Origin of the sequence: Streptomyces yokosukanensis (assembly GCF_001514035.1) — a bacterium.
Taxonomy (GTDB): Bacteria; Actinomycetota; Actinomycetes; order Streptomycetales; family Streptomycetaceae; genus Streptomyces; species Streptomyces yokosukanensis.
Window position 1 is genome coordinate 409,305 of record NZ_KQ948213.1, and the last position, 13,055, is coordinate 422,359.

At 74.9% G+C, this 13,055-nt stretch carries 12 protein-coding genes; 2 read left to right on the top strand and 10 right to left on the bottom strand.

All coding sequences use genetic code 11. From position 1 onward, the window contains the following. Positions 1-24: 24 nt before the first annotated feature. Positions 25-927, top strand: coding sequence for an SCO1860 family LAETG-anchored protein (locus AQI95_RS21845; RefSeq protein ID WP_067126042.1), 903 nt, complete (start codon positions 25-27; stop codon positions 925-927). 145 nt (positions 928-1,072) lie between these two features. Here AQI95_RS21845 and cobC read toward each other — a convergent pair whose 3' ends face one another. Genes cobC through cobM form a run of 6 tightly spaced genes read right to left on the bottom strand, consistent with a single transcriptional unit; the run spans position 1,073 to position 7,423 of the window. Further along, a complete protein-coding gene (cobC, locus tag AQI95_RS21850) occupies positions 1,073-2,137 on the bottom strand; it encodes an Rv2231c family histidinol phosphate aminotransferase CobC (protein WP_079071384.1) in 1,065 nt (354 codons plus the stop codon). After that, complete coding sequence (locus AQI95_RS21855; protein WP_067126045.1) at positions 2,127-3,059, bottom strand: sirohydrochlorin chelatase; 933 nt, start codon at positions 3,057-3,059, stop codon at positions 2,127-2,129. The genes cobC and AQI95_RS21855 overlap by 11 nt, the downstream gene beginning before the upstream one ends. Continuing rightward, positions 3,056-3,643 (bottom strand): precorrin-8X methylmutase, encoded by a 588-nt coding sequence (locus AQI95_RS21860; RefSeq protein ID WP_067126048.1) that lies wholly within the window; start codon positions 3,641-3,643, stop codon positions 3,056-3,058. Before AQI95_RS21860 ends, AQI95_RS21855 begins: the two co-directional genes overlap by 4 nt. Beyond that, positions 3,640-5,322, bottom strand: a complete 1,683-nt coding sequence (gene cobJ, locus AQI95_RS21865; RefSeq protein ID WP_067126051.1) for a precorrin-3B C(17)-methyltransferase — start codon at positions 5,320-5,322, stop codon at positions 3,640-3,642. Before cobJ ends, AQI95_RS21860 begins: the two co-directional genes overlap by 4 nt. Beyond that, positions 5,319-6,608, bottom strand: coding sequence for a bifunctional cobalt-precorrin-7 (C(5))-methyltransferase/cobalt-precorrin-6B (C(15))-methyltransferase (locus AQI95_RS21870; RefSeq protein WP_067126054.1), 1,290 nt, complete (start codon positions 6,606-6,608; stop codon positions 5,319-5,321). The genes cobJ and AQI95_RS21870 overlap by 4 nt, the downstream gene beginning before the upstream one ends. Next, on the bottom strand, positions 6,605-7,423 hold the full coding sequence (gene cobM / locus AQI95_RS21875) for a precorrin-4 C(11)-methyltransferase (RefSeq protein ID WP_067126057.1): 819 nt from the start codon (positions 7,421-7,423) through the stop codon (positions 6,605-6,607). Before cobM ends, AQI95_RS21870 begins: the two co-directional genes overlap by 4 nt. 125 nt (positions 7,424-7,548) lie before the next feature. Here cobM and AQI95_RS21880 point away from each other — a divergent pair, with 125 nt between their 5' ends. After that, positions 7,549-8,283 (top strand): ZIP family metal transporter, encoded by a 735-nt coding sequence (locus AQI95_RS21880; RefSeq protein WP_067126059.1) that lies wholly within the window; start codon positions 7,549-7,551, stop codon positions 8,281-8,283. A 14-nt stretch (positions 8,284-8,297) separates the two neighbouring features. Here AQI95_RS21880 and cobI read toward each other — a convergent pair whose 3' ends face one another. The 4 genes from cobI to AQI95_RS21900 are packed head-to-tail and all read right to left on the bottom strand — an operon-like array spanning position 8,298 to position 12,998. Next, positions 8,298-9,047 carry a precorrin-2 C(20)-methyltransferase gene (cobI, locus tag AQI95_RS21885; RefSeq protein ID WP_067126374.1) on the bottom strand — a complete coding sequence of 250 codons (750 nt, stop codon included), beginning with the start codon at positions 9,045-9,047 and terminating at the stop codon, positions 8,298-8,300. Continuing rightward, a complete protein-coding gene (locus tag AQI95_RS21890; protein WP_208614234.1) occupies positions 9,044-10,390 on the bottom strand; it encodes a cobyrinic acid a,c-diamide synthase CobB in 1,347 nt (448 codons plus the stop codon). The genes cobI and AQI95_RS21890 overlap by 4 nt, the downstream gene beginning before the upstream one ends. Then, positions 10,390-10,989, bottom strand: a complete 600-nt coding sequence (gene cobO, locus AQI95_RS21895) for a cob(I)yrinic acid a,c-diamide adenosyltransferase (RefSeq protein ID WP_067126063.1) — start codon at positions 10,987-10,989, stop codon at positions 10,390-10,392. The genes AQI95_RS21890 and cobO overlap by 1 nt, the downstream gene beginning before the upstream one ends. Then, positions 10,989-12,998, bottom strand: coding sequence for a putative cobaltochelatase (locus AQI95_RS21900; RefSeq protein WP_067126066.1), 2,010 nt, complete (start codon positions 12,996-12,998; stop codon positions 10,989-10,991). Before AQI95_RS21900 ends, cobO begins: the two co-directional genes overlap by 1 nt. Positions 12,999-13,055 lie beyond the last annotated feature (57 nt).

The following is a 13,055-nucleotide window of genomic DNA, read 5'->3' on the forward strand; positions in this document are numbered from 1 at the left end:
GTTTCCTCTGGGGGTCCCACCACCTTGAACAGCAACAACTTCCGCATGCCCGCACGCCGTCTCGCCACCGTCGCGACGGTCACCGCCCTGGCCGCGTCTCCCGCGGTCCTGGGCGCGGGCGCCGCGCACGCGACCGCCGACCACGGTCGCGCCTCCGCCGTCGTCCTGCGTACCGGGCTCGACGTGTCCCTGCTCAACAGATCGGTCGACATCCCGCTCGCGGTCTCCCTCAATGAGGTCCAGGCACCGCGAAGCGCCGACCGGACCGCGCTGTCCACCCGGCTCGACGGCGTGGCCGGCGGCAAGCCGTTCACCATCCTCGGCGCGGACGTCGCCGCCGCGAAGGCCACGGTGACGTCGCGGCGCGCCGAGGGCTCGGTCCGGCTCGTCGACGCCCGGCTGCACGTCCCGGGCCTGCCCCTGCTGTCCCTGATCGAGGTCGGCACGGTCACCGCCAAGGCGACCTGCGAGGTCGGCGAGGCCCCGGCCGCCTCGGCGAACGTCCTCGGCGCGGTCACGGTCCTCGGCAAGCGCGTCACGCTCACCGCCGGCGGCGCGACGCAGGTGAAGGTGCCCGGCGTCGGCGAGGTCCGGCTCGACCTCGCCCAGCGGCGCACCACGACCCGTACGGCCGCCGCCACCGCCCTCGAACTCAAGGTCTCCGTCAACCCGTTGAAGCTCAACGTGGCCGACGTAGAAGGAACGATCACTCTGGCCAAGGCGACCTGCGAGTCGCCGATGGCCGCGCCCACCGGGCACCCGGTGCAGAGCCACGACCCGGGCGCCGACGTGAAGCCGCAGGGGGCCCGGGCCGACCTCGCGGAGACCGGTGGCAGCTCCGCGACCCCGTACATCGCGGGTGGCGCGCTGGCGCTGGTGCTGGTCGGCGGGGGAGCGGTGGCGGTGGCCCGACGCCGCAGGAACTGACGCCACGTCCCCGACCGCGCGCCCCACGCGCGGCTCCCCACCCGCGGCTCCCCACCCGCGGTTCCCCGTGCGCCGCTCCCTGCCCGCCGTCACACCGGGCAGGGAGCGGCTCCCGCCGTGGGCGGGGCGGCGGGACTGGCCCCGGTCACCGAAGGGATGCGGACAGGGCCGCCAGGAATCCGCTCATCGTCACCCGGTCCCGCACAGCGACCCGCACCCACTCCTCGCCGAGCCCCGGAAAGGTGTCCCCCCGCCGCACGGCATAGCCGAGGTCACGCAACCGACGCCGCACCCCGGCCGCCCCCGCCATCCGGACCAGCACGAACGGCCCCTGCGCGGGCTCCACCACCCGCACTCCCCGCGAAGCGAGATCCGACAGCCCCGCCACCAGATGCGCCCGGTCCGCCGCGATGCGATGCGCCGCGTGCCCCGCCTCCGCCAGCGCCCGCGGCGTCACACACGCCCCGGCCGCGGCCAGTGCGGGCGTCGACACCGGCCACAGCGGCTGGGCCCGCTCCAGTTCGGCGACGATCTCCGAAGCGGCCAGTACGTACCCGATGCGCAGCCCGGCCAGCCCCCATGTCTTGGTCAGACTGCGCAGCACGACCAGCCCCGGCACATCCGTCCGCCCGGCCAGCGCCTCCCGCTCACCGGGCACCGCGTCCATGAACGCCTCGTCGACCACCAGCACCCGCCCGGGACGGGCCAGTCGGGCGATCGCACCCGCCGGATGCAGTACGGACGTGGGGTTCGTCGGATTCCCGATCACCACCAGATCGGCGTCCTGCGGCACCGCCGCCGGATCCAGCCGAAACCCGTCCTCCTCCCGCAGCAGCACCCGGTCCACGGTGTGCCCCGCGTCCCTGAGCGCCGCCTCGGGCTCGGTGAACTGCGGGTGCACGACGACCGGTCGCCGTACCTTCAGCGCGCGGGCCAGCAGCACGAACGCCTCCGCCGCGCCCGCCGTCAGCAGCACCCGCTCCACCGGCAGCCCGTGCCGCGCCGCCACCGCCGCCCGCGCCGCCCGCCCGTCCGGGTAGGCCGCGAGGGACGACAGCGAACCGGCGATCTCCTCGCGCAGCCACGGCGGCGGGGTGTCCGCCCGCACGTTGACGGCGAGGTCGACCAACGCGGCCCCGTCGTCCCGCACTTCGGCGTCCCCGTGATGCCGCAGATCGTGCCCGGACCCGCCGGTGTCCTCAGTGCGCATGGCTGTGTGCGTGCCCCCCGTGCGGGTGGTGCCCGTGACCGTGGTGGTGGCCGTCGTCGTCCGGGTGGAAGTGCGGCTGCTGCGGCAGTCCCACCTTGTCCTCGAAGCCCGGCAGCGCGATCCGGTACACGCACGAGTCGCAGTTCATGCGCAGATCGCCCTTGACGGCCTCCTCGTACCGCTCCATCACCAGGTCCAGCAGCTCCGGCTCGGGCCCGATGACGTCCGCCGACCGCACCTCGATCTCCGGGTGCGCCGCGGCCCATCCCTCGGTCTGCTGCCGCACCCGGTCCGGCAGGATCCCGGTGAACAGGAAGTACGGCAGGACGACGATCCTGCGCGCCCCGAGCGCCGCGCACCGCTCCAGCCCGCTCGGCACGTCCGGCGCCGCGAGCGACACGAACGCCGTCTCCACCCCGGCGTACCCGCGGCCCTCCCACAGCAGCCGCGCCGCCTTGCACACCTCGGCGTTGGCATCGGGGTCGGTGGAACCGCGCCCGACGAGCAGCACGGTGACGTCCGCCCGGTCCTCGGGCGTGCGGGCCGTGCCCCCGAGCGCGTCGTCCAGCCGCCGCTCCAGCACGTTCAGCAGCGCCGGGTGCGGGCCCAGCGGGCGGCCGTAGGTGTACGAGATGCCCGGGTGCCGTTCCTTCTCACGGGCCAGCGCGGCCGGGATGTCGCCCTTGGCGTGCCCGGCGGACACCAGCATCAGCGGCACCGCCGCGAACCGGCGTACGCCCCGCTCGACCAGCTCGGCGACGGCGTCGCCCAGCGGCGGCGGGGACAGTTCGATGAAGCCGCCCGCGACGGGCAGCTCGGGGTGGCGGCGCCCGAGCTGCCGGACGAAGTCGCGGAACGCCTCGGCTCCGGCGTCGTCACGGGTGCCGTGTCCGGCGATGAGCAGGGCGGGCGGGGTGGTCACGAGGTCTCCTCAGCTGAAACGGGGTGGTACAGAAGGGCGTTGAGCGCCGCGGCGGCGACCGCCGAGCCACCCTTCTCGGACACGTTGCTCACGGCGGGCAACCCGCTCTCGCGCAACGCGGCCTTGGACTCGGCCGCGCCGACGAAGCCGACGGGCAGGCCGATGACGAGCGCGGGGGAGGCGTCCAGGGCGAGCAGCTCCTCCAGGGCGGTCGGCGCACAGCCGATCACCCACAGCGCGCCCGGCCCCACCTGCTCGTGGGCGAGCCGGACGGCATGCGCGGAACGGGTCAGCCCGGGGCCGGAGACGGCCTCCCCCAGCCGGCAGACGGTCTCCCGGCGGGTGATGCCGGCCGCGACCATCTCCACGTCCACGACGACCGGCGCCCCGGCGTGCAGCGCCGCCCGGCCCCGCTCCAGGTCGCCCTCGTCCATGACGAGGTCGCTCGCGTACTCCAGGTCGGCGGCGGAGTGGATGACCCGCTCCACCACCGCCCGGGTCAGCGGCGGGAAGTGCGAGGTGTCCAGGCGGGCGCGCAGCCGCCGGAAGGACTCCTGCTCGATGGGGTGCACGATCCGGTTCACCGGTTGTCCTCCTGCCAGCGGTAGCCGCGCGGGGTCACCATGCGCCCGGCGATGATCCGGGTCGCGGTGTTGCCCACGGTCACGACCGTCATCATGTCGACCGTCGCCGGGTCGAGTCCGCCGAGGGTGGTCACCCGGCTCGACTCGTCCGGCCGGGACGCGTTGCGTACGACACCCACCGGCGTCGTCGGCTCCCGGTGCCCGGCGAGGAGCGCCAGCGCCTTGGGCAGCTGCCAGTCGCGGCCCCGGGAGCGCGGGTTGTAGAAGGTGACGACGAGGTCCGCCTCGGCCGCCGCCCGCACCCGCCGCTCGATGACCTCCCACGGCGTGTGCAGGTCGGACAGGCTGATGGAGACGTGGTCGTGGCCCAGCGGCGCGCCCAGGATCGCCCCGGCGGCCAGCGCGGCCGTCACCCCGGGCACCCCGACCACGTCGATGTCGTCCGACGCCTCGGCGAGCGCCGGGGAGGCCATGGCGTACACGCCCGCGTCCCCGCTGCCGATCAGCGCCACCGCATGCCCCAGGCGGGCCTGCGCGACCGCCGTGCGAGCCCGCTCCTCCTCGGCGCCGAGCCCGGACTCCAGCACCCGGGTGCCGGGCCTGAGCAGGTCGCGGATCTGGTCGACGTACTGGTCGAGCCCGACCAGCACCGAGGCCCGGCGCAGCTCGGCCGCCGCCCGCGGGGTGAGCAGATCCCGGGCGCCGGGTCCGAGCCCGACCACCGCGAGCCGCCCGCGCCCCGGACGCCGGACGACGGCACAGGTCGCCATGGCGGGCCGGGCGCTGGACTTCCGCTTGGGCACGAGGAGTTCACCGCCGCGCACCAGGGCCGCGGCCTCCGCCACGGACGGCGTGCCGACGGCCGCGAGCGGCGCCTCGGAGGGGTTCGGCACCTCGACCGCCGCCAGCTCCTCGGCGGAGTACGTCACCAGGGGCACCCCGAGCCGCTCGGCGGCGGCGACGATGCCGGGCTCCGCCGACTTGGCGTCCACGGTGGCGAGTTCGGCCACGGACCGCGCCGAGAGCCCCGCCTCGCGCAGCGCCTCCTCGATCAGCCCGAGGACCTCCGCCGCCGGCGCGCCCTTGGACGCACCGACCCCGACCACCAGCGACGGCGGCCTGAGCAGCACCTCGCGCTCACCGGCCGGGGCGGCCCGGTCCGTCAGCCGGACGGTGTACGACCCGTGCGCCGAGACCGGCAGCGGCGGCAGCGGCCATGGCGACTCGACCTCCAGGGCGACCGGTTCGCCGTCCAGCAGGGCGCGCGAGACCAGGGCGACCGAGCCCTCGTACGGCAGCCCCAGCGTGTCCAGGGCGGCCAGTCCGACCGAGTCGGTGGCGGTCGTCACCACCGGCTCCGCGCCCAGCAACGCACCTACCGCACGGCTGAGTTCGTTGGCGCCGCCGCCGTGTCCGCCGACCAGCGACACCGCGAACCGGCCGCCCTCGTCCACGCACACCACACCCGGGTCGGACGTCTTGTCGCCGAGCAGCGGTGCGAGCAGCCGTACCGTCGCGCCCGTCGCCAGGAAGCACACCAGCTGCTCGCACTCGGCGAACGCGGCCCGTACCGCCTCCCCGACGGGACCCTCGTACACCCGCGTCCGGTCCGGCCAGGCCGCGGCCAGCCGGTCCCGCGCCGCCGCCCCCGCCGCGGTGGCGGAAATGAGGCCGATCACTCGTCAACTCCCTTGCTGAGAACCGGGGTTCGCACGCCCCAGAGCAGAAACACAGGATTGGTCGCCGCGAGCCGGGTCACGTCCCCCGGCAGCGGTGCCAGCCGCGAGGACTGCAGCAGCACCCCGTCGCAGGCGAACCCGGCGGCCGTGAGCGCCTCGCGCGCCGCCGGCACCCGGTCGAGTGCGGCCATGGCGACGACCACGGTCCGCCGTGCCCGCCGGGCGCATTCGGCGACGACGGCGGGCAGCTCGCCGCCCCCGCCGCCGACGAAGACCGCGTCGGGATCGTCGGCGAGACCCGCCAGCGCGTGGGGCGCCGAGCCGTGCACCACGTCGACGTCGACGCCGTGGGCGCGGGCGTTGGCCCGGACGCGCTCCACCCCGTCCGCCGCCTTCTCGACGGCGACGACGGCCGCGCCGAGCCGCGCGCACTCCACCGCCACCGAGCCCGAGCCGGCGCCCACGTCCCACACCAGGTCGCCCAGCCGGGGCCCGAGCCGGGCCAGCGCCAGCGCCCGTACCTCGAACTTGGTGATCATCGAGTCCCGGTGCGCGAACTCGCCCTCGTCCAGCGCCCAGCGCGTCGGCCGCTCCGGCACGCCCGCGACGGTGCGCGCCGCGCCGAGTGCGCGCGCCTCGTCCAGGCACAGCACGACACTGACCGCCGTCCCCCAGTCCCGGGCCGCCGCCTCGGCGGGCGTCACCCGCTCCACGTGCTCCCGCCCCGGATCACCGAGCGCACTCGCGACGACGAACACCCGGCCACCGGCGGCCACCGGGCCGGGAGCGGCCCCCCGGTCGCCGGCCGGCACCCGGGCACCGGTCAGCGCGGCGCCCAGTTCGGCCGGGCCGGCTCCGGGGCCGGTGAGGACGGCCACCTTGGGACGGGCCCGGCAGACGTTCACCGCACTGCGGAGATCCCGGCCGTGCGCGCTCACCACGACCGCGTCGTCCCAGGGCAGCCCGATCCGCGCGAACGCCGTCGCCACGGAGGACACCCCCGGCCGCACATCGAGCCGCTCGGCGCCGAACCGCTCGGCCAGCGCCCGCACGATCCCGAAGAAGCCGGGGTCACCGGAGGCCAGCACCACCACCGGCAGGTCCTTGCCGAGGTACTCGGCGATGGTGTCCAGGGCGGGCGCCAGCGGCCCGAGCACGACCGGCTCGGCCCCCTCGGGCAGCCGTACCGCGTCCAGGTGCCGGCGTCCGCCGACCACCAGCGCGGCGCCCGCGAGGACGTCCTCGGCGACCGGGGCGCCCGTCCCCGTACCGACGACCGTGATCAACTCTTCGTCCTCTGCTCGCGCAGGGCCCGCCGGGCCTCCGGGTCGGCCTTGCGGTACCCGTGGAAGTGACCCGGGTGGTACAGGTGCGAGCGGGTGCCGTGCGCGTCCAGCGCCGGGCCGACCAGGAAGAGCGTGTGCTTCCAGAGCCTGTGCTCCTTGACCGTCTCCTCCAGCGTGCCGATCGTGCACCTGACGACCAGTTCCTCCGGCCAGGTGGCCTGGTAGGCGATGACGACCGGGGTGTCCGTCGGATACCCGCCCTCCAGCAGCTCGCGCACCAGCTGCCCGCTGCGCGCCGCCGACAGGAAGATCGCCATCGTCGTGCCGTGCCGGGCGAACTCGCGCACCTCCTCGCCGGGCGGCATCGGCGTCTTGCCGCCGCCCAGCCGGGTCAGCACGACGGACTGCGCGACCTCGGGGATCGTCAGCTCGCGCTGCGCGAGAGCGGCGACGGCGGAGAAGGACGAGACGCCGGGCACGACCTCCGTGGCGATCCCGATCTCCGCGCACCGGTCCAACTGCTCCTGCGTGCCGCCCCACAGTGCCGGATCGCCGGAGTGGATCCGTGCCACCTTCAGCCCCTCGGCGCGGGCGCGCCGGTAGACGGCGACGACGTCCTCCAGGGACATGGCCGCCGAGTCCAGGATCTCCGCCTCGGCACGCGCGTGCTCGAGGACCTCCGCCTGGACCAGGCTGGCCGCCCAGATCACCGCGTCCGCCTCCGCGATCGCGCGCGCGGCGCGGAATGTCAGCAGATCGGCGGCGCCGGGGCCGGCACCGACGAACGTCACCTTGCCGGTGGGGGCATCGGCCATGGGAAAGGTCCTCTCGTGCGGGAGCGTCGGAGACGCAAGTCGAAATCGGTGAAATGTCAGGGTCTGGGGGAGTGCGATCGGTGCCGGATGTGCGCGAAGGCGCCTCGATCGGATAGCAAGGGCCTATGGCGGTCTTCGTCGCGCTCGGCGCGTTCCTGATGACGCTGGCCGGCGGCTGGACGGCTCAGCGCGTGACCGACCGTCGGCACCTGGTCCTGGGCCTGGCCGGCGGTCTGATGCTCGGCGTGGTCGGCCTGGACCTGCTGCCGGAGGCGCTGCACGCCGCCGACCGCGAGGTCTTCGGCGTACCCGCCGCCCTGCTGCTGTTCGTGGCCGGATTCCTGCTGGCCCACCTGGTGGAGCGGACGCTGGCCGCACGCCAGGCGGCCCACGGCGGTGCCGAGGGGCACAACCACCGGGCGCCCGAGGTGGGCCTGACGGCCGCCGCCGCGATGGTGGGGCACAGCGCCATGGACGGCGTGGCGATCGGCGCCGCCTTCCAGGTGGGCGGAGGCATGGGCACGGCCGTCGCGCTCGCCGTGATCGCGCACGACTTCGCCGACGGCTTCAACACCTTCACCCTCACGAGCCTGTACGGCAACGCCCGCCGCCGCGCCATCGGGATGCTGGTGGCCGACGCCTGCGCACCCCTGGTGGGCGCGCTGTCGACCGCCTTCTTCCACATCCCCGAAGCGGTGCTCGGCGGCTACCTCGGCCTCTTCGGCGGCGTCCTGCTCTACCTCGCCGCGGCCGAGATCCTGCCCGAGGCCCACCACGAGCACCCCGCGCGCTCGACCCTGCTGTGCACGGTGGCCGGCGCGGCCTTCATCTGGCTGGTGGTCGGCCTCTCCGGCGGCTGAGCGGACCGGCCGCCTCACAGCTTGCCGCCCCGTCCGCCGTCCCGGCGCGGGGGCGCGATCAGCGTCGACAGATACGGCAGCGGCGTCCCGTCCAGGTCGGCGGCCGGCCGTACCGACTCCTCCGGCAGACCCAGCGCCGAACCCCACACGGCGTCGCCGAGCCGCCCGGTCTCCTCGAGCGCCTCGGCGACCTCGGCGGCCTGCCGCCCGAACTTGTACGCGACGACGGTCCCCGGCCCGGCCAGCGCCTCCTTCAGCACCGCCGACCCGGCCGTCACCGGCACCAGCGTCAGCGGCTCGGTGCCCTCCGTCAGCACGGCACCGGACCGCGCCGCCAGATCCTGCATGGCGGTGATCCCGGGCACGGTCTCCACCACGACACCCGGCACCAGCTCGGCGATCGTCTGCGCGAGATAGGTGAACGTGGAGTACACGTTCGGATCGCCGATGGTGGCGAAGCCGACGGCCGCGTGCTCCTTCAGCAGCCCGGCGACCCGCTCGCCCGCCGCGTCCCAGGCGGCCTCCCGCCGTGCCCGGTCGCTGCGCTCGTTCAGCGCGAACACCACCCGGACGACCTTGTCCTCGGGCACGTAGTGCAACACGGTCGCCTCGGCGCGCCCCGGCTCGCCGCCGTCTCTCCCGTCGGGATCGGCCATGACGGGTACGACGACGACATCGGCCGCGCGCAGGGCGTTGACCCCCTTGACGGTCACCAGTTCCGGATCGCCGGGACCGACCCCGACACCGATCAGCCTGCTGCTCATGACGTCCGGCACCTCTCCACGAACCGACGGGCGACACCGGGCTCGGACGCCCAGTGCGTGTGCAGATAACTCGCGTGCACGCCCTGCTGTACAAAACCTTCGACCCGCCGTACGGGCGCCCGCACGCCCCACGCGGGAGCGGCGCCGGCGCCGGGCTCGACGACCGTGCGATGGAACTCGTGCCCCCGCATCCGCGTCCCGGCGACGGCCAGCACACTGTCCCCGACGGCCACGGCGTCCCGATAGCCCAGCGTGAGCCGTTCCGTCATGCGTGCCGTGGCGTCCAGCACCCCGCACATGGGCGCTCCGTCCAGCTCCCGGCAGAGATAGAGCAGCCCGGCGCACTCGGCGGCCACGGGCGCGCCGCCGAGAGCCAGTTCCGCGACGGCCCTGCGCAGCGGCTCGTTGGCGGACAGCTCACCGGCGTACACCTCGGGGAAGCCGCCGCCGACGACCAGGCCCGCCGTGCCGCTCGGGAGTTGCTCGTCCCGAAGCGGATCGAACGTGACGACCTCGGCACCGGCGGCGGTGAGCAGTTCGGTGTGCTCGGCGTAGGAGAAGGTGAAGGCGGGACCGCCGGCGACGGCGACCACCTCGCGCCTGCCCGCTGCGGTGACCGGCGCCTCCCAAGGCGCGCAGGAGAGCCCTCCCGCGCTTCGCGCCAGTGCCAGCAGGGCTTCGAGATCACACCCTTGACCGACCTGCGCGGCCATCGCCGCCACGGCGTCCACGGCGTCGGTCCGCCGTTCGGCCACCGGCACCAACCCCAGATGCCGAGAAGGCGTATCCACCTGCGGGGCCCGCCGCAGCACACCGAGGACAGGCACCCCGGCCGAGTCCAGCGCCTGACGCAGCAGCTCCTCGTGCCGGTCGGAGCCCACCTTGTTCAGGATCACGCCCCCGACCCGCACCTGCGGATCCCACGACGCGAACCCGTGCACCAGCGCCGCCACCGACCGGGACTGCGAGGACGCGTCGACGACCAGCACCACCGGCGCCCGCAACAGCTTGGCGACATGGGCGGTGGAGGCCAGTTCGCCTTCCCCCGCCGCCCCGTCGTACAGCCCCATCACACCCTCGACCACGGCCAGGTCGCACCCGCGCGCCCCGTGCAGGAACAGCGGAGCGACCAGCTCCGGCCCGCACAGGTACGCGTCGAGGTTGCGCCCCGCCCGCCCGGTCGCCAGCGCGTGGTACCCGGGGTCGATGTAGTCCGGTCCGACCTTGTGCGGGGACACGGCGAGCCCCCGCGCGGCGAAGGCGGCCATCAGCCCCGTGGCCACGGTGGTCTTGCCGCTGCCCGAGGAGGGCGCGGCGACGACCAGCCGAGGCACCGACTTCATCACCACTCGATGCCCTTCTGGCCCTTCTGCCCGGCGTCCATGGGGTGCTTGACCTTGGACATGTCGGTGACGAGATCCGCGAGGTCGACGAGCTTCTCGGGCGCGTTCCGTCCGGTGATCACGACATGCTGGGTGCCAGGCCGCTCGCGCAGCACCTCCACGACCTCGTCGGTGTCCACCCACCCCCAGTGCATCGGATAGGCGAACTCGTCCAGCACGTACAGCCGGTAGGTCTCGGCCGCCAGGTCCCGCTTGACCTGCTCCCAGCCCTCCCGGGCCTTCTCCTCGTTGTCCATCTGGGCGTCCCGCTGGACCCACGACCAGCCCTCGCCCATCTTGTGCCAGTCGACGCTGCCACCCTCGCCGCTGGCGCCGAGCACGCGCAGCGCGTTCTCCTCGCCGACCTTCCACTTCGCCGACTTGACGAACTGGAACACCCCGATCGGCCACCCCTGGTTCCAGGCGCGCAGCGCGAGCCCGAACGCGGCCGTGGACTTGCCCTTGCCGACACCGGTGTGCACGACGACCAGCGGCCGGTTCCGACGCTGACGGGTCGTCAGACCGTCATCGGGTACGACACTCGGCTGTCCCTGCGGCATTACGCGGCCCTCCTCGACGTCCCCTGCACATCCCTGACCAGCCCGGCGATCGAGTCGGCCCGCAGCTCGTCGAGCGTGACGGCGCTGCCGCCCAGCTCGCCCGCCAGCTGCCCGGCGAGCCCCAGCCGCACCGGCCCCGACTCGCAGTCCACGACCACGCAGGCGACCCCCTCGGCCGCGAACAGCCGCGCCGCCCGCCCCGCGAGCGCCACCGGCTCCGCCCCGCCCGTGGCCCGCCCGTCGGTCACCACCACGACCAGCGCCCGGCGCGCCGGATCCCGCAGCCGCTCCACCCGCAGCACCTCGTGCGCCTTGAGCAGCCCGGCCGCCAGCGGCGTACGGCCGCCGGTCGGCAGCGACTCCAGTCGTACGGCGGCGGCGTCCACGGACGACGTCGGCGGCAGCGCGACCTGCGCGCCGGACCCCCGGAAGGTCACCAACCCCACCTTGTCCCGCCGCTGGTAGGCGTCGAGCAGCAGCGACAGCACCGCACCCTTCACCGCGCCCATCCGCTGCCGCGCCGCCATCGACCCCGAGGCGTCCACCACGAACAGCACGAGGTTGCCCTCGCGGCCCTCGCGGGTCGCCTGCCGCAGATCGTCGCGGCGGATCACCAGCCCCGGTCCGGACCGGCCGCGCGCCCGCTGGTGCGGGGCCGCGGCCTGCACGGTCGCGGCCAGGTGCAGCTTGGTCAGCGTCCCCCGGGGCCGCCGGGCCCCGGTCGTCCGCCCGTGCTCGGTGCGCGCCCGCGACCGCCGCCCGGAGGCACCCTCGCCGATGCCGGGCACGCTCAGCACCTTGGTGCGAAAGGGCTCGGCGGCCCGTACGGCCGACTGCTCGCGCGCACCGGACGCCTGCGGCTGCCCGTCCTCCCCGGCCTCTGGCTGCGCGGCGCTCTCCCCGCCGCCCTGGGGTCCGGAGTCGGGCTGCGGCCGGCCGCCCCCGCCGTCCGGTCCACCCGGTCCGTCCGGGTCGGGATCGTCGTCGCCCTGGTCCTCGCCGGAGAACTGCTCCAGCGTCTCGTCCAGCTTGTCCTCGTCCAGCCCCGGAGCGTCGAACGGGTTGCGCCGCCTGCGGTGCGGCAGCGCCAGCAGCGCCGCCTGCCGGACGTCCTCGGCGAGCACGTCCGTCCGCCCGGCCCACGCGGCCAGCGCGGTCGCCGTACGCGCCATCACGATGTCGGCGCGCATGCCGTCCACCTCGAAGGCCGCGCAGGTCGCCGCGATCTGCCGCAGCGCACCGTCGCCCAGCCGCACCTGCGGCAGCAACTCCCTTGCCGCCGTGATCCGTTGCCGTACGGCGGCCTCCTCGTCCGCCCACTTCGCGGCGAACCCGCCCGGATCGTCGTCGTACGCCAGCCGGCGGCGCACCACCTCGACCCGCTGGTCGGGCTCCCGCGAGGCCGCGACCTCCACGGTCAGCCCGAACCGGTCCAGCAACTGCGGCCGCAGCTCGCCCTCTTCGGGGTTCATCGTGCCGACGAGCAGGAAGCGCGCCGCGTGCCGCACGGAGACGCCCTCGCGCTCCACGTACGAGGCACCCATCGCCGCCGCGTCCAGCAGCAGGTCGACCAGGTGGTCGTGGAGGAGGTTGACCTCGTCGACGTAGAGGATGCCCCGGTGCGCGTCGGCCAGCAGGCCCGGCTCGAACGCCTTCACGCCCTCCGCGAGCGCCCGCTCGATGTCCAGTGCGCCGACCAGCCGGTCCTCGGAGGCGCCGACGGGCAGTTCCACCATCCGCGCCGGACGTGCCGAACCGGCCCCCGGCTCGTGCGGGCCGTCGGGGCAGTTCGGGTCCGGCGCCGCCGGGGCACAGGAGAAGCGGCAGCCGGGGACGACAGCCACCTCGGGCAGCAGCGCCGAAAGGGCGCGTACGGCCGTGCTCTTCGCGGTGCCTTTTTCGCCACGCACGAGAACACCGCCGACGGCGGGGCTCACCGCGTTGAGGAGCAGCGCCAACCGCAGGTCGTCCTGTCCAACGACAGCAGTAAAGGGAAACGGCTTGCTCACGCTGCGATCACTCCTTCGAGCGGCTGGTGCGGGAGTCGGTCGTACGTCTGGAACCGG